This window comes from Chitinophaga sp. 22308, assembly GCF_052045305.1.
GTDB classification, from domain to species: Bacteria; Bacteroidota; Bacteroidia; order Chitinophagales; family Chitinophagaceae; genus Chitinophaga; species Chitinophaga varians_A.
Genome location: NZ_JBQEOP010000003.1, coordinates 845,864 through 861,524 on the forward strand (window position 1 = coordinate 845,864; position 15,661 = coordinate 861,524).

16 protein-coding genes are annotated in these 15,661 nt (G+C 50.4%); 5 read left to right on the top strand and 11 right to left on the bottom strand.

Translation table 11 applies throughout. From position 1 onward, the window contains the following. The first annotated feature begins 120 nt into the window (after window positions 1–120). From ACTJJS_RS15260 to ACTJJS_RS15280, 5 genes are all read left to right on the top strand, one after another. Window positions 121–1,515, top strand: a complete 1,395-nt coding sequence (locus tag ACTJJS_RS15260; protein WP_343744599.1) for a sensor histidine kinase — start codon at window positions 121–123, stop codon at window positions 1,513–1,515. Between the two features lie 133 nt (window positions 1,516–1,648). Beyond that, a complete protein-coding gene (locus ACTJJS_RS15265) occupies window positions 1,649–2,335 on the top strand; it encodes a response regulator transcription factor (RefSeq protein WP_168870822.1) in 687 nt (228 codons plus the stop codon). Between the two features lie 24 nt (window positions 2,336–2,359). Then, entirely contained in the window at window positions 2,360–3,388 is a 1,029-nt protein-coding gene (gene pheS, locus ACTJJS_RS15270) for a phenylalanine--tRNA ligase subunit alpha (protein WP_440664338.1), read from the top strand. A gap of 154 nt (window positions 3,389–3,542) precedes the next feature. Beyond that, entirely contained in the window at window positions 3,543–4,391 is an 849-nt protein-coding gene (locus ACTJJS_RS15275; RefSeq protein WP_440664339.1) for a 3-hydroxyacyl-CoA dehydrogenase family protein, read from the top strand. Between the two features lie 89 nt (window positions 4,392–4,480). Continuing rightward, window positions 4,481–5,458, top strand: a complete 978-nt coding sequence (locus ACTJJS_RS15280) for an NAD-dependent epimerase/dehydratase family protein (RefSeq protein ID WP_440664340.1) — start codon at window positions 4,481–4,483, stop codon at window positions 5,456–5,458. A gap of 4 nt (window positions 5,459–5,462) precedes the next feature. Here the strand turns inward: ACTJJS_RS15280 and ACTJJS_RS15285 are convergent, their stop codons facing one another. From ACTJJS_RS15285 to ACTJJS_RS15335, 11 genes are all read right to left on the bottom strand, one after another. Further along, entirely contained in the window at window positions 5,463–6,146 is a 684-nt protein-coding gene (locus ACTJJS_RS15285) for a hypothetical protein (RefSeq protein WP_440664341.1), read from the bottom strand. An 83-nt stretch (window positions 6,147–6,229) separates the two neighbouring features. Next, the gene (locus ACTJJS_RS15290; protein ID WP_168870817.1) at window positions 6,230–7,174 is read right to left on the bottom strand and encodes a UDP-3-O-(3-hydroxymyristoyl)glucosamine N-acyltransferase; all 945 of its coding nucleotides are present in this window, start codon (window positions 7,172–7,174) and stop codon (window positions 6,230–6,232) included. A 462-nt stretch (window positions 7,175–7,636) separates the two neighbouring features. Then, window positions 7,637–8,995 (bottom strand): oxygen-independent coproporphyrinogen III oxidase, encoded by a 1,359-nt coding sequence (hemN, locus tag ACTJJS_RS15295; RefSeq protein ID WP_440664342.1) that lies wholly within the window; start codon window positions 8,993–8,995, stop codon window positions 7,637–7,639. A 5-nt stretch (window positions 8,996–9,000) separates the two neighbouring features. Further along, entirely contained in the window at window positions 9,001–9,708 is a 708-nt protein-coding gene (locus ACTJJS_RS15300; RefSeq protein WP_440664343.1) for a sulfite exporter TauE/SafE family protein, read from the bottom strand. 6 nt (window positions 9,709–9,714) lie between these two features. After that, window positions 9,715–10,152 carry a FixH family protein gene (locus ACTJJS_RS15305; protein ID WP_440664344.1) on the bottom strand — a complete coding sequence of 146 codons (438 nt, stop codon included), beginning with the start codon at window positions 10,150–10,152 and terminating at the stop codon, window positions 9,715–9,717. 27 nt (window positions 10,153–10,179) lie between these two features. After that, window positions 10,180–11,568, bottom strand: coding sequence for a cytochrome c oxidase accessory protein CcoG (gene ccoG, locus ACTJJS_RS15310; RefSeq protein ID WP_440664345.1), 1,389 nt, complete (start codon window positions 11,566–11,568; stop codon window positions 10,180–10,182). A gap of 4 nt (window positions 11,569–11,572) precedes the next feature. Beyond that, window positions 11,573–12,649: a cbb3-type cytochrome c oxidase N-terminal domain-containing protein gene (locus ACTJJS_RS15315; RefSeq protein WP_168870813.1), complete on the bottom strand. Its 1,077-nt coding sequence runs from the start codon at window positions 12,647–12,649 to the stop codon at window positions 11,573–11,575. Window positions 12,650–12,658: 9 nt separating this feature from the next. Continuing rightward, complete coding sequence (locus tag ACTJJS_RS15320; protein ID WP_168808603.1) at window positions 12,659–12,838, bottom strand: CcoQ/FixQ family Cbb3-type cytochrome c oxidase assembly chaperone; 180 nt, start codon at window positions 12,836–12,838, stop codon at window positions 12,659–12,661. Between the two features lie 21 nt (window positions 12,839–12,859). Next, window positions 12,860–15,028: a cytochrome-c oxidase, cbb3-type subunit I gene (ccoN, locus tag ACTJJS_RS15325; RefSeq protein WP_440664346.1), complete on the bottom strand. Its 2,169-nt coding sequence runs from the start codon at window positions 15,026–15,028 to the stop codon at window positions 12,860–12,862. Between the two features lie 40 nt (window positions 15,029–15,068). Then, window positions 15,069–15,227 carry a cbb3-type cytochrome oxidase assembly protein CcoS gene (gene ccoS, locus ACTJJS_RS15330; protein ID WP_168870811.1) on the bottom strand — a complete coding sequence of 53 codons (159 nt, stop codon included), beginning with the start codon at window positions 15,225–15,227 and terminating at the stop codon, window positions 15,069–15,071. A gap of 7 nt (window positions 15,228–15,234) precedes the next feature. Further along, window positions 15,235–15,531, bottom strand: coding sequence for a cupin domain-containing protein (locus tag ACTJJS_RS15335; protein WP_440664347.1), 297 nt, complete (start codon window positions 15,529–15,531; stop codon window positions 15,235–15,237). Window positions 15,532–15,661 lie beyond the last annotated feature (130 nt).

A 15,661-nucleotide genomic window follows, 5' to 3' on the forward strand; every position in this document is an offset into this window, starting at 1 on the left:
ATAGGCTTATCTACTGTTAATTATTGTTAAGGATTTCGCCCCTTTAGCGCCGGAATGGATAGTTTTGTAACGATATAAATATGATTGATGCGGCAAAGAATCCGAAACATCCTTATCCTCATGTGCAGCTGTATTCTGGGAATCTTTCTTTTCCAGGGCTATTGGGTGTACAATTCCTATCGCATCCGGCAGGAACAGTTTAGCAAGGAAATCAATGACGCCTTGCGGACAGCGGTATTTAACAAACAGTTCTCCGACGTGCACCGGCAGTTCCCGGACATGCGCAGCTATCGTTATTATAACAGGTCCAAAGACAGCGCCCGGATGGTGATCATACGGAGAGACCAGCACGGATGGCATCGCGGGGCCAGACTACCAGGGCCTCCGCCCCCGCCGGACAGCATCAAAGGAGATGTTACCACCCGCATTTATGTAGACACGCTCGCCCGCCAGATCTCCGAATTCCTGATCGCCAATAACCATAACGACAGCGCCAATCTCAAAAAACTGGACTCCATCTTCCGCGCTGAACTTCATAACCGCCAGATAGCCACCCCGTACAAACTGGATACTTTCCATATGAGCTACAGTGGCTTTGAAAGGGAAAGCTTCCGCGACAGTATCCGGAAAAGAGAACCGCGACAAACATCGAAGATACCATTCAACCCTGCCAGCAACCTCTTTGTACAGGCCAGCTTTGAATCCCCGCTACAGTTTATCCTGCAGAAAATGCTCTGGACACTGATAAGCTCCGTCGCACTGCTGGTGCTGACCGTGTTGTGTTTTGTATATATGCTCCGGACCATCCTCAAACAGAAAAAACTGTCAGAGGTGAAGAACGACTTTATCAATAACATGACCCATGAACTAAAAACACCAATCGCTACAGTGTCTGCTGCGGTAGAGGCCCTACAGAACTTCAACGCGTTGAATGACCAGCGCAAAACACAGACCTACCTGGATATATCCAAGAATGAACTGCAACGGTTGTCTGACCTCGTCGAGAAAGTGCTGCATATCGCTGCGGAAGAAAAAGAAGACTTTGAGCTGTTCAGAGAGGAAACAGACCTGAACGAAGTGATCGACAACATCCTGACGAACCATCAGCTGAAAGCTGCCAAGATGCTACAGGTGCGGTATGACAACAAGTTGACCCGCCCCACTGTTTATGTAGATAAAACCCATCTGTCCAATGCCATTAATAACCTGGTGGACAACGCCATCAAATATTCCGGTGAGCAGGTACAGTTGTATATCAGCTGCAGCGAGGAACACGGCATGCTGAAGATCAAGGTGAGGGATAACGGTATTGGTATTCCACGGGCTTACCAGGAGAACATTTTTGACAAGTTCTTCCGGGTGCCTACAGGCGATTTGCATAACGTGAAAGGGTTTGGACTGGGGCTGAGCTACGTAAAAAAGATCGTGGAAATGCATGGCGGCACTATCCGGGTGCATAGTGAGCCTGACAAGGGAACAGAATTTACGATTAACATTCCCTTGTCCCAGGGCTGAAGCCCTGGGCTACGATTAGATTAAGCCTTTGCTATTGATTTTTTTATTGATGGCTTTAATCTTATGGGATGAACTGTTTCCAATAAACGCAAAATGTAGCCCAGGGCTTCAGCCCTGGGATCAAAAAAAAGATATGGCAAAAGTATTATTAATCGAAGACGAATGGCAGCTGGGCCAGATTGTGAAAGACAGTCTGGAAACCCGTGGATTTGAGATGTTGTATGCCGAAGATGGTAAGGAGGGCCTGCGGCTGTATCAGCAGGAGCGGCCCGATGTGGTGGTATTGGACATCATGATGCCGAATATGGACGGCTTTACGGTCACAGCAGAGATCAGGAAGCAGGATAAATTTACGCCGATCATCTTCCTGACGGCCAAATCCCAGACGGCGGACGTGGTCAAGGGATTTGAGCTGGGGGGCAACGACTATCTCAAGAAGCCGTTCAGCATGGATGAGCTGATCGTACGTATCAAGGCGTTGCTGAAGCGGTTCAGCGACCATCCGGCCGTAAAAGAGATGGAAGAGGGATCTGTGGTGATTGGCCAGTATATCTTCAACTATGCCAAGCAGACCCTTGCCCGTAACAATGTCACCGAGTTCCTCTCCCACCGGGAAGCGGAGATCCTGCGCCGGCTGTACGACAACAAAAATGAGGTGATGGAGCGTAAGGCCGTGCTGATGGACCTCTGGGGCGATGATAATTTCTTCAATGCCCGCAGTATGGACGTTTTTATCACCAAATTGAGGCGTTACCTGAAGGACGACAGCCGTGTCCAGATCGTTAATATCCGCGGGGTTGGTTATAAGCTGATATTTTAGCATTATCGCTTATCTTTGTTCTTTATGGAACAGTTAGTACAGCAAATAGCAGCCTATAAACAGGAAATAGCGGCTTTTACGCCTGCCAATGTGGCCGATCTGGAGCAGTACCGGATAAAATTTCTGGGCACCAAAGGCCTTGTGAAGGCCCTCTTCGGAGAAATGAAACAGGTCCCCAACGATCGCAAGAAAGAATTTGGACAGATCCTGAACGAATTTAAGCAGCTGGCGGAAGCCCGCTATGAAGAGTTTACAGCGCTGAAGGAAGCTGCCGGCGACAACCATCAGGATGTAGACTATACCCTGCCAGAGGCCCCTCACCGCCTGGGCACCCGTCATCCTATCAGCCTGGTGCGGAACAAAATCATCCGCATCTTCGAACGGCTGGGCTTCACCATTGCAGAAGGCCCGGAAATTGAAGATGACTGGCATAACTTCACTGCGCTGAATCTCCCGGAAAACCACCCTGCACGTGATATGCAGGACACTTTCTTTATCAGCAAAAATCCTGACTGGCTGCTGCGTACCCAAACTTCCTCCGCCCAGGTAAGGGTGATGGAAGAAGGCAAACTGCCTATCCGTATCATCAGCCCGGGAAGGGTATACCGCAACGAAACCATTTCCGCCCGTGCGCACTGCTTCTTCCATCAGGTAGAAGGGCTGTACATCGACGAGAACGTTTCTTTTGCCGATCTTAAACAGACCCTTTATCACTTCGTGAAGGAGTTCTTCGGTGAAAATACCGGTATCCGCTTCCGTCCCTCCTACTTTCCGTTCACAGAGCCCAGTGCTGAGATGGACATCTCCTGCTTTATCTGTGGCGGCACCGGATGTTCCGTATGTAAACATACCGGCTGGGTGGAAATCCTCGGTTGTGGCATGGTGCATCCCAAAGTACTGGCCAATTGCGGCATTGATCCGGAGAAATACACCGGTTTCGCTTTCGGTATGGGTATCGAACGTATCACCATGCTGAAATACCAGATCAAAGACCTGCGCCTGTTTTCTGAAAACGATACCCGCTTCCTGGAGCAATTTGAAGGAACGGTATAGATATTTGGCGATTTTTTGATGTAGGCGGCCGAGGCAGCCTGCATCAAAAAATCGTAAGTCAAAAACAGCCCCCGACAAATGATTTATTGTTGATTTTAGGTAGTCAGGCCGCCTTCAAATCAAAAAATCGTAAATCAAAAATTCCCACATCAAGATGATACACTCTATTGCTGTATGCGGCGCTGGCACCATGGGAGCCGGCATAGCCCAGGTAGCGGCTTCCAGTGGTTACAAGACGGTCCTGTTTGACATCCGCCCTGAAGGGCTGGAAAGAGCACAGGCACAGATCACCAAAAGCCTCTCCACAGCGGTGGAAAAAGGCCGCCTTAAAGCCGGGGAAAAGGATGCGGCCCTGGAAAGGCTTACTTTTACCAGCGACATACATCGCTGCGTAGCAGATGTGATCATCGAGGCCATTGTAGAGGACATGGCTGCTAAAACAGCCCTGTTCAGCCAACTGGCGCCCATCAACCGGGAAGACACCATTTTTGCTTCCAATACCTCTTCCCTGTCTGTTTCCGCTCTGGCGGCCACGCTTCCCCATCCTCAGCGGGTAGCCGGCATGCATTTCTTTAATCCTGCCCATCTGATGAAACTGGTGGAGGTCGTGAGCGGTGAACAAACATCACCTGAAACGGCCAGCCGTGTTTATGAGCTGGCAAAGTCCATGGGTAAAGTGCCGGTAAACGTAAAAGACGCCCCTGGTTTTATTGTGAATCGTGTGGCGCGGCATTACTACCTGGAAGCTATGTTGCTGGCCGAACAACAGGTGGCTGATTTCAGCACCATTGATCAGCTGCTGGAAAACGCCGGCTTCCGGATGGGACCTTTTGCCCTGATGGACCTCATCGGTAATGATATCAACCTGGCCGTCACCCGGTCGCTGTACGACGCCTTTCAACAGGCGCCCCGCTTCAAGCCTAATGCGCTACAGGAACAACGGGTGCAGGACGGTAGGCTGGGCCGTAAAACAGGGCTTGGTTTCTATCGCTACGAGCAATAAACTTTAACAGTTATAAATCCGGGGAATCGCTCAAATCACGGAAATCATTAGTTAATTTTGGGCCTCTATAAGTAAACGAATTAATCTTCATGATTTTAGTCACCGGCGGAACAGGTTTTTTAGGCAGTTATTTGATTCGGTCATTGGTCGCAGCAGGTAAGCCTGTGAGAGCCCTTTACCGCAAAGCCCCTTCTCCCCGGTTGCAGGACCTTTCCGGAAAGATTGAATGGGTACAGGGTGATATCCTGGATGTATGTACACTGGAAGATGCCATGCAGGGCATTAGCCAGGTGTATCACTGTGCCGCTGTGGTGTCGTTTCAACCCGGCAATGCCGCCAATCTCATGAAGATCAATGTAGAAGGCACCGCCAACGTAGTGAATTTAGCACTCGATGCCGGTGTGCAAAAGCTGGTGTATGTAAGCTCAGTTGCTGCCATTGGCCGGTCGAGGGAACAGGCGGCCATCGATGAAGATTGCGAATGGGAAGACAGCCCTAATAACTCCCGTTACAGTATCAGTAAATTTCAGGGTGAAATGGAAGTGTGGAGAGGCATCGCGGAAGGCCTCGATGCCGTGATCGTAAATCCTTCTATCATACTTGGCGCAGGCTTCTGGGACGAAGGCTCCGGCACCCTGCTCAAGAATGCCTGGAAAGAATTCCCTTATTATACCGAAGGCGTCAACGGTTTTGTAGATGTGCAGGACGTGGTAAAAGCGATGATGCTGCTGATGGACAGCTCTGTGAGCGGGGAACGTTTTATCCTGTCTGCCGACAACTGGGGATACCGCCAATTGTTTACCACTATGGCCCATGCATTGGGCAAAAAGCCACCCCATATAGCAGCTAAACCATGGATGGCTGAAGTGGTGTGGCGGCTTGAAAAAGTAAAGGGTATGCTGACCGGCAAACATCCGGTAGTGACCAAAGAAACGGCGCGTACGGCACAGCTGAAGGTGTACTACGACAACCAGAAAATCCGGACGGCCCTGCCGGCATTTAACTTCCGCCCGCTGGAAGAAACCATCCGGGAAATTGCGGCCGCTTTCCTGGCATCCCGCAACTGATATTTTATCTCAACATCAACGCGCCAATGGCAGCAGCCAGTGTTTTGGCTGTTTCTGCAGGGGCATCTTTGCTGACCCATACACGGGGCTTTTCGCCGGGGATGACTGCCGCTACCGGCTGCCCGCGGTACTGAAATTCATAACACACTTTTTCGTAGGAGTTGACCTTGCCGAAACGGTTATGTGCCGTAATGCGGATATCGGTGTCTGCGCACCGGAGTATACCGGCTTGTTTGTTATTGTTCAGCTCCAGGTACCCCGGGGATTTTAATATCATTTCCCAGCGTTTCAGCGGCTCATTTTTAGTCCCGTTGATCAGCGTGTAGGAAAGGGCCGCGCTGCCATCAAGGTCTTTTAAAACGGCCGGCAAATCGCGATTGCTGAAGGCGATCCGGGTGGTGTTCATGGTTTGTACCAGGATGTGTTCATCATTGCCGTTGACATAGAAGTTAAAAGGCGTCTTAGGGTCTTTGATGAAGCTGCCCATTGTTTCGGCCACGCCGTTTTTACGGGAGGAGGTAGTATACAGTCCGAAGGAAATGGTTTTGGCAGAAAGCCAGCCATCGTTCACCTTCACCGGCCATTCCTGTGCCTGGCTGTACAGGTTGTTCTGCGGGGTGGAGGTAGTGGGTTGTTTGGCAGTAGTGCAGGCGAGGAGAAAGAGAAAGGGAAACAATAATTTTTTCATGAATTACGAATTACGGATGACGGATGACGAATGACGCTTACAGGTGGGGTCCACCCCTATCGTCATTCGTCATCCGTCATGGGTTAAAGGGATTTTACTTTGTCCCAGATTTCAGGAATGCGTTTTACCCAGCCGAGTTCTCTTCTTTTTTCGCTGGCTACTTCTGCCGGATAACCGAAGTATACTTTACCGCCTTCGAGGCTGCTGGGCACACCGCTTTGTGCCAGTACCACCGCACCTTTGCCGATGGTCAGGTCTTTGTTGACGCCTACTTGTCCCCAGAGGATCACGTTATCTTCGATATGCGCTTTACCCGCGATACCAACCTGGGCGGCAATGAGGCAGTTTTTGCCGATTACGGTACCGTGGCCGACATGGATCATGTTGTCCAGCTTCGTGCCGCGGCCGATGATGGTATCACCGCTTACGCCTTTGTCGATGGTACAGCCGGCGCCTATCTCCACATCGTCTTCAATGATCACCCGGCCACAGCTTACCAGCTTGTCGTATATCACCTCTCTGTCGGCTCTTTTCTTAAAGTAAAATGCATCTGCTCCGAGTACGGTACCTGCATGAATGATCACATTGTCACCAATAACAGCATGGTCATAAATAGTTACGTTAGGATGTATCAGACAGTTGCGGCCAATGCGCACATGATTGCCAATGAATACGTTAGGTTGTATGATGGTCCCTTCTCCGATCACTGCGGAATCACTGATCGCTTTGGTTGCCGGTTCAAAAGGGCGGAAGCGGTTCACCAGTTTTACATATGCACTGAAAGGATCTTCCAGTACTAACAGCGCCTTGCCTTCAGGGCATTCCACTTTTTTGTTGATGATAATGATGGTCGCGGCAGATTGCAGACTGGCGTTATAATATTTTTCAAAGTCTACAAAAGATATATCCCCTGGTGTTACCTTATGTATTTCATTGAGGCCGGTAGCCATCAGCTGGCTGTTGCCTACCAGCTCTGCGCCTATGAATGCAGCGATTTCCGTTACTGCAACGGGTGCTTCAAACTTCATATGATCTGTGTTGTTGAATAATGTTAAGTGCAACAAAGGTAGTAAATCGGGGAAAGCAATAAACAAAATATGGAGGGGGTAATAATGATAACCAGGAAGTTTCAGACTGCTGTTATCCACAATTATTTTAGTAGTGTGAATAAAATTTTTTGCAATTTTTTTCTTTTGTCATGAAATTATTTTTAATATTGTGTAGGGAATTTTGTTTCCCTGTACTTACTAACCCATTCACATAATAAGAAAGTCTGATTGTTCCAACGGTCAGACTTTTTTTATTGCCGCTGAAACCCTTTGCCGGCAAGTGTTACAGCCGACGACTATTTTTTTCTTACTCGTCAGCGGTATATCGTTTCCTCCTTTTACGGGTCATTTTATCTCCTGCTCCCCCATCTCCGGAAAAAGACAAAAGGGAGCAAAAACACGATTAAGTATCCTTTGCTCCCCGTTTTTTTCCCGATGAAATTATATGGCTTTGCTGAACAACTGGCTTTCGGGCAGTTTTCTCCACAACCGGGCATCAAATGCCATACAAATATTGCGGATGAAAGGACGTCCTTTCGTGGTAACCACCACGCTGTTCTTCACTACTTCCACCAGTCCGTCCCGCTCCAGCTCCTGCAGGCGCTGAAGCCCTTCTGTCACTGCATCACATTGTGTGTCCGCCTTACGCCAGCTTGTTTCAAAAGTGCACATCAGATCGCGGATATGTCCTTTCAACAGTTGGTCTTCCTCATTGAGGATATGCCCGCGGACGATAGGGAATTCTCCGCTGCCGACCCGCTCCTGATAGGCCGCTACCTGCTTCTCATTTTGTACATAGCCATACCCGTTATCCCCGATGGAAGAAGCGCCTAAACCAACCAGCAAATCAGTATGGGAAACGGTGTACCCCATGAAGTTACGATGCAGTTCTCCTTTCTCTGCGGCCACAAACAGCTCGTCTCCCGGCAGTGCAAAATGGTCCATGCCGATCTCTGTATAACCATTCTTTGCAAAAAGGATTTTGCCCAGTTCATACAGTCGTCTTTTCTCTTCGTCTTTGGGTAAATCAGCTTCTGAATAACGGCGTTGCCCCACTCCTTTTATCCAGGGCACATGCGCGTAACTGTAAAAGGAGATCCTGTCGGGCCTTAACAACATCACCTTATCAATCGTGTCCTGCATACCACAGGCGGTCTGTAACGGAAGGCCGTATATCAGGTCGAAGTTGATAGCGGTGAAGCCGGTTTTTCTGGCGTGTTCCACCACTTTGGCCACCATTTCGAAAGGTTGTAACCGGTTGATGATCTCCTGCACCCTTGGATCAAAATCCTGTATGCCGAGGCTGACACGACGGAAGCCGAGGTCGTATAATGTTTGCAGATGTCCGGGGGTGGTATTACCGGGATGTCCTTCAAAGCCGAGGGAAGCATCCGGCAGTAATTCCGCATGCTGATAGATGCCCTGCAGCAGCATCGTCAGATTTTCCGGACTGAAGAAGGTAGGGGTGCCACCACCCAGGTGTATCTCACGGATACGGGGCCTGCCTTCAAACGCGGCCACATACAACGCCCATTCTTTCAGCACTGCCTGTATGTAGGGTTCCTCCACTGCATGATTGACTGTAATGTGTTTATTGCAGCCGCAGTATGTGCAGAGCTTTTCACAGAACGGCAGGTGAATGTAAATACTGATACCATCTTTGTTGTTGGTGGCATGGAATGCTTTTTTCAGCAACGTCTTCCATGTTTGCAGGTTAAATGTCTGCTCGTCCCAGTAAGGCACTGTCGGATAACTGGTGTACCGGGGAGCTGCGATATTGTATTTGCGGATAAGGTTCATGATGATTATGGTTTATGACAACAACGTTCTACCACTTTTTCACTGTGGGCAGACATCACAGGGCTGATATATGGTATGCCGAGGTTGAGGCCCCGCAGAATAAGCAGTACCCCCATAATGCCTACGGCAAAAGGAATGAGCGCGCGTATACGGTTACGAACTCCGATGCTCACAAGGTGGCTGAACCAGGTGACGGTCATCATCGCTGGCAATGTGCCTGCGCCAAAAGCAGCCATAAAAAGACTGCCTTTCCAGGTGGCACCGGTAGCTACTGCACCCGCAACAGCCAGGTATACCAGGCCGCAGGGAAGCAGGCCGTTCAGCACGCCGATGCCATAAAGGGTGCTAAACCGCTGCTGACGTAACAGCGCACCCAGCGCTGATTTTATTTTGGAGAGATAAATACCCGGGAGATGACCGCTTTTTGACCGGTATATGCCGGTATATTGCAGCGCCACGATCAGCAGCAGGAGGACACCGATGCTGATAGACAGCCACTGTTGCAGGCCGCCCAGGTACAGTTGCCGGCCTACCCAGCCGAAGATCATCCCCAGCATGGCATAGGTGGTAATACGGCCGGCATTGTACAGCAGGATGCCCGCCAGTTTCTTAACGCCCTCCAGGTGTTGCACCGGCAGCGTAAGCGCTATCGGGCCACACATGCCGATGCAGTGAAAGCTGCCCAGGAAACCGAGAATAAGTGCGCCTATCATGACTGACTAGTTAATGTGAAAGCTCTCTTCCTGATAAAATGGTTTACCACCGTTTTCCCACTGCACCTTTACGAGGTAGTTGCCTTTGTGGAACAACTGGCGATTGATCACCAGCATGCCATCGCTGCTAAGATGCAGCGGCATTTCTACGTCCATGCCGGCGTCAGAAGGACGGTAAAATTTTATTTTGCCGGTGATGCCGGTACCGTGCAATTCCTGTGGAAAGGTGACCGCAATACCTTCAGACTGCTGAGAGATCAGCACCGGGGAAGAAAGTGTACCGGCGTTCCTTTTCCCGTCCAGCACCTGCTGATATTTCAGCTCTTCCGCGTAATAATCCTTGGTGACCATGTCTGTTTTGGTGCGCATGCTTTTGGTGACCAGCGTCAGAATGCCGATCGCAAAAACTACAAACACGATGATGATTTTATGTCCCCAGTTCATGATGCTATGTTTTAAATGATATAATGTTTATTGTACAGGCCCAAGGAAGGTGGTACGCATACGGGTGATCCGTTTATCGCCTTCATAAAGACCGATATAAAGAGAGGATTTCCGGTTATGCAGCGCCTTTTTCGGAATGATGATAAAGAACGTGCCTTCCCCCTGTCCTTCTGCTTTTACGGTGATGGTGCTTTTACCAACTACTTCCACGTGTCCCGGTTCGTCTTCCAGTTTCAGCTGCAGGGGTATTCCCGCAGTGGTTTTATTGATCAGTTTAATACGGTAGAGATTAGAGATACTGTCGGTGCCCCGTTCCTGGTATAACATGCCGGCGGTGCGCATAATGGTGCCGCTGACTGGTTTGCGGCTGGCAAGCATAAAAACGATGGCGCCGAGCAACAGGGTAAGGATACCGGTGTAGATACGCAGGCGTGGCGTGAAACGCAGCGGCGCTTTCCGGGCGATGCCGTTTTCGGAAGCGTAGCGTATCAATCCGCGGGCGCGGCCGGTTTTGTCCATCATATGATCGCAGGCATCGATGCAGGCGGTGCAGTTCACACATTCCAGCTGGGTGCCGTTGCGGATATCAATGCCGGTGGGACAAACTTTCACGCACTGGGCGCAATCGATACAGTCACCGATGGCCCTGGAATCATCTTTACGGAATTTTCCGCGGGGTTCTCCCCTTTCGTAGTCATAGGCTACAAGGATGGAGTTTTTATCCAGCAATACGCCCTGTAAGCGGCCGTATGGGCAAACAATGGTGCATATCTGTTCGCGCATGAAGGCAAACACGCCGTAGAACACACCGGAAAATACCAGGATGGCGATAAAGCCGCCGGTATGTTCAGACAAAGGCGCTGTAATGATTTTACCGAGTGTTTTGGCGCTGATGATGTAAGCCAGGAATATGTTGGCGATCAGAAAGGACAACGCATAAAAAACGAGGTGTTTGGCGGTTTTACGGATGATTTTATTCGTGTTCCAGGGTTGTTTGGCGAGCAGGCGCTGGGCGGCGGCATCTCCTTCAATCCAGTATTCTATCCGGCGAAAGAGCATCTCCATAAAAATGGTCTGCGGGCACATCCATCCGCAGAAAAGCCGGCCAAAGGCCATGGTAAACAATACGATGAAGAGGATAAAGGCCAGCATGGCCAGACCGAAGATAAAGAAGTCCTGAGGCCAGAAGATAGCACCGAACAGGATGAATTTACCTTCTACTACATTGAGCAGAAATAAAGGCCTGCCATTTATGGATATAAACGGCAGGCTGAAAAAAACACTAAAATAAAAGATGCTGAGGAGGCTCCGGATATTATAGTAGCGGCCTTTCGGCTGCTGGGCGAATATCCAGTTGCGCTTTCCCTGCTTATCAACTGTGGCTATACTGTCTCTGAACGTATTGCTGTCGGCCATGATTTTATTCTTTTACACCTTGTGGTTCTTTTGGATTGGGAGGGTTGCTGCCGTGAATGGATTTCACGAAGCTGGCCAACTGGGCCAGTTGTTTCGGTGAAAAATCTTCCTGCCAGGCTTTCATCCCTTTGTCGGACACGCCGTACTTGATGGTTTTAAATACCTCATTGATTTTACCGCCATGCAGCCAGTAGTCGTCTGTAAGGTTGGGGCCTACCACGCCTTGTCCCTGCGGGCCGTGACAGGGAGCGCAGCTGGCGACAAATAATTTCCCTCCGGCAGCCAGGTCATCGGCATTGTCCAGCATTTTCACATTGTTTTCGTCGATATTGTTGGCGGCATTTTTCAGGTATTCGGCTTTGGCGATAGCCGCTTTTTCTTCAGCCATGGCCAGCTCCTGTATCTGATTGGGGGCGGAGTGGGATATTTCCGTGCGCCAGAAATATACTACGCCGAAACAGATGCTGAAGACAAAACCCCACTTCCACCAGGGAGGTGTGGGGTTATTCAGCTCATGGATGCCATCAAAATCATGGCCCATGTCTTCTTCTGTTTCGGACGTAGCATCCAGGGTCCTGGTTTTGTTAATTCTCTCCAGCCAGGAGATACGTGGTTTGGCAGGATCTGCTGCGTGAGCTGCTGCCCTGCGTTTGCTTTTACTTTTGATACCGGCCAGAAAGCGCAGTACAAAAAGCAGGGAGATGATCACGCCGATTTCCAGGACAACAATGGAAACTAACAGGTATAGGGAGGACTGGGATAGTGGCGTATAATAAGATGATGCTTCCGGTGCCACGCTGGTGGCGTTTGCCGGCAGACTGGCCGCCAGTGCCAGCGTTACCAGTATCAGGATGGCCGGAAGTTTGGCAGCCTCTCTTTTCATTCTTTCGCGATAAAGGTCCATGGCGCCCACCACCGCATTGCCCAGGATGGCGATCACCAGTACCAGCCCGATGATGACCGTCAGCAGCACCAGCGCTACCGGGTCTTTCAGTTCGGAAGGCGGCTTGGGACCGTTGGCCAGCGCGGACACGCTGCATAACAGGCTACCGCTGAGTGTATATAATAGCTTCCTTTTCATATGTATCGTTTATAGGCTTTGGGTTTCATCATTATCTAAAGGGATGCGGCTGATCTGGTCCACCATGTTGCGGTCTGCCCGGAACGCCCAGAAAGCGGCGAAGACAAAGAAGATGGAGAAGATCAGCAGGGAAGCCATCGGGTAGATGCTGACACCGGCAATTGATTCCAGATAATTAATGAACTTCATGGTCCTGTGTTTTTATGTTGACTAAAAATCGTTTTTGGTGGCGCTTTCGTTGCTGGCGTCCGCGGTGGCGGGCTTTTCTGCCGGGGCCATTTTAATGTCCCTGCCCATTCTTTGCAGGTAAGCGATCAGCGCTACAATTTCACGGTCTGCTTTGACGGGCAGTTTGTCTTTCTCCAGCGTGGCGGCGATGCTGTTGGCCTGCTTGTCGAGATCAGCGAGGGCCTGCTTTTCGTAACCATCCGCATAAGGCACGCCCAGTTTGCGCATCACATTGATCATAGCTGGCGTTTTGCTTCTGTCGATACGGTCTTCAAACAACCATGGGTACGGTGGCATGATAGAGCCGGGAGACATGGACGTTGGGTCCAGCATGTGGTTGTAATGCCAGCTGTCAGGGTATTTGCCGCCTATCCTGGCCAGGTCCGGACCGGTGCGTTTGGAGCCCCACTGGAACGGGTGGTCATAGATAAATTCACCTGCTTTGGAGTATTCACCATAACGGGCCACTTCATCACGGAAAGGACGGATCATCTGGGAGTGACAGGTATAACAGCCTTCACGGATATAGATGTCGCGGCCGTGCAGTTCCAGCGGCGTATATGGTTTCACGCTGCTGATGGTTGGAATATTGCTGCGTACCAGGAAGGTTGGCACCATTTCAAGGATACCGCCTACAGCTACTACTACCAGGCTGAATACCACCAGCTGAATAGGACGGCGTTCGATCCAGTTGTGCCAGTGTGCTTTACCATGGGTAGGTATTATTTTAGGCAGCGGCGCGGCTTCGGCTGCTTCGTTGGCCACGAAGGCGCCACGGCGGATTGTTTTGTACAGGTTCACCACCATCAGCACCATGCCGCTTACATACAGCAGGCCGCCAAAGGCGCGCAGGGCGTACATTGGAACGATGGTGGTCACGGTTTCGAGGAACTGGTATTTCAGCTGGCCTTCTTCGGTGAACTGTTTCCACATCATGCTCTGGGTAAAGGCGGCCCAATACAGTGGTATCACATAGAAGATAATGCCGAGGGTACCTATCCAGAAGTGGGTGTTGGCCCATTTGCGGGAATATAGCTGGGTAGAGAAGATGCGCGGGATCATCCAGTACAGGATACCAAAAGTCAGGAATCCGTTCCAGCCCAGTGCGCCAACATGCACGTGTGCGATGGTCCAGTCGGTATAGTGGCTGATGGCGTTCACATTTTTGAGAGACAGCATCGGTCCTTCGAAGGTGGCCATACCATAGCAGGTAAGCGCTACCACGAAGAATTTGAGGATGGCGTCTTCCCTTACGCGGTCCCATGCGCCACGCAGGGTCAGCAGGCCGTTGAGCATACCACCCCAGGACGGCGCGATCAGCATCACGCTGAATACTGTGCCCAGAGACTGCGCCCATTCAGGCAGCGCGGTATACAGCAGGTGGTGAGGGCCGGCCCATATATAGATAAATATCAGTGACCAGAAGTGGATAATAGACCAGCGGTAGGAATATACCGGCCTGTTGGCGGCTTTGGGCACAAAGTAGTACATCAGGCCGAGGTAAGGCGTGGTAAGGAAGAAAGCCACCGCGTTGTGGCCATACCACCATTGTACCAGTGCGTCCTGTACGCCGGCGTACCAGCTATAGCTTTTAAACAGCGACATCGGATACTCGAAAGAGTTGATAATGTGCAACATGGCAATGGCTACCCACGTACCGATATAAAACCAGATGGCCACATACAGATGGGATTCGCGCCGCCGAAGGATAGTGCCCAGCATGTTGGCGCCAAACACCACCCATATAACGGTGATGGCTATATCAAACGGCCATTCCAGCTCCGCGTATTCCTTGCCGGTAGTATATCCCAGGAAAAGCGTCAATGCTCCGCCGGCGATGATGGCCTGCCATCCCCAGAAGTGGATCTTGCTCAGCAGGTCGCTGAACATACGGGCTTTACATAACCGTTGCAGCGAGTAGTAAACACCCATGAAAATGCCATTACCTACAAAGGCGAAGATCACGGCATTGGTGTGTACGGGCCTGAGACGCCCGAAGGTAGTAGGGGCAAAGCCCAGGTTAAGCTCCGGCATTACCAGCGTAAGGGCTGCCCAGAGCCCTGCCAGCATACCGATCAGCCCCCAGAACATACAAGCGTAGGCAAACCATTTTACCGTGCGGTTGTCGTAATAAAATTTTTCGAGAGACATAGTGCTGTTTATTGTTGCTTAATAGATGGCTTGTTTGCGTTTATTCGTTGGTGTTATCCTTTTTGTCTTCAAAGAGAATACGGTGCGCGGGAGAGAAATCATCTTCAAACTGTCCGTTCTTTACTGACCAGATGAAGGCTGCCAGAAAGCCCGCTGCTACGGTAAGGCTGGCGCCAAGTAAAAGAATAATTACGCTCATAACAGTATCATTTTACCAGTAAAAGCCTGGTTGTTTCCAGAGCTTGCAAGGCATGTTTTTCGTTGGCACTGAATGTCAGCAGGTCGCCGGTTTCCAGTACCGTTACTTCGTCTTTCAGCATAAAAGCTACTTTGCCTTCCAGTATCAGCACCATGGCATCTACAGGTGAAACATGCGGCGGGATCTGGTGCCCCTGTTGCATGATGATGAGAGTGGCTTCCGCTCTTCTGCTTTTCAGCAACAACCGGCTGGTTACTTTTCCGGTTCCCTCTTCCTGTAATACGTTCATGGTCTTCATCAGCATAAAAATCATGGTGTGTGCAAATCCGGCAAAAGCATAGATCGCCCGTTATGCACAGGCAGCCTTGCTTTCAGGCTGCCCGTACATTCATTTCAATCGGGCTTTAATACTGGCGCTTTTAAGATTTCACGGT

Bases quoted from the DNA above. Each gene is read 5' to 3' on its own strand.
- ACTJJS_RS15260 (WP_343744599.1), top strand. From the start codon at position 121: ATGTGCAGCTGTATTCTGGGAATCTTTCTTTTCCAGGGCTATTGGGTG.
- ACTJJS_RS15265 (WP_168870822.1), top strand. From the start codon at position 1,649: ATGGCAAAAGTATTATTAATCGAAGACGAATGGCAGCTGGGCCAGATT.
- pheS (WP_440664338.1), top strand. From the start codon at position 2,360: ATGGAACAGTTAGTACAGCAAATAGCAGCCTATAAACAGGAAATAGCG.
- ACTJJS_RS15275 (WP_440664339.1), top strand. From the start codon at position 3,543: ATGATACACTCTATTGCTGTATGCGGCGCTGGCACCATGGGAGCCGGC.
- ACTJJS_RS15280 (WP_440664340.1), top strand. From the start codon at position 4,481: ATGATTTTAGTCACCGGCGGAACAGGTTTTTTAGGCAGTTATTTGATT.
- ACTJJS_RS15285 (WP_440664341.1), bottom strand. From the start codon at position 6,146: ATGAAAAAATTATTGTTTCCCTTTCTCTTTCTCCTCGCCTGCACTACT.
- ACTJJS_RS15290 (WP_168870817.1), bottom strand. From the start codon at position 7,174: ATGAAGTTTGAAGCACCCGTTGCAGTAACGGAAATCGCTGCATTCATA.
- hemN (WP_440664342.1), bottom strand. From the start codon at position 8,995: ATGAACCTTATCCGCAAATACAATATCGCAGCTCCCCGGTACACCAGT.
- ACTJJS_RS15300 (WP_440664343.1), bottom strand. From the start codon at position 9,708: ATGATAGGCGCACTTATTCTCGGTTTCCTGGGCAGCTTTCACTGCATC.
- ACTJJS_RS15305 (WP_440664344.1), bottom strand. From the start codon at position 10,152: ATGAACTGGGGACATAAAATCATCATCGTGTTTGTAGTTTTTGCGATC.
- ccoG (WP_440664345.1), bottom strand. From the start codon at position 11,568: ATGGCCGACAGCAATACGTTCAGAGACAGTATAGCCACAGTTGATAAG.
- ACTJJS_RS15315 (WP_168870813.1), bottom strand. From the start codon at position 12,649: ATGAAAAGGAAGCTATTATATACACTCAGCGGTAGCCTGTTATGCAGC.
- ACTJJS_RS15320 (WP_168808603.1), bottom strand. From the start codon at position 12,838: ATGAAGTTCATTAATTATCTGGAATCAATTGCCGGTGTCAGCATCTAC.
- ccoN (WP_440664346.1), bottom strand. From the start codon at position 15,028: ATGTCTCTCGAAAAATTTTATTACGACAACCGCACGGTAAAATGGTTT.
- ccoS (WP_168870811.1), bottom strand. From the start codon at position 15,227: ATGAGCGTAATTATTCTTTTACTTGGCGCCAGCCTTACCGTAGCAGCG.
- ACTJJS_RS15335 (WP_440664347.1), bottom strand. From the start codon at position 15,531: ATGCTGATGAAGACCATGAACGTATTACAGGAAGAGGGAACCGGAAAA.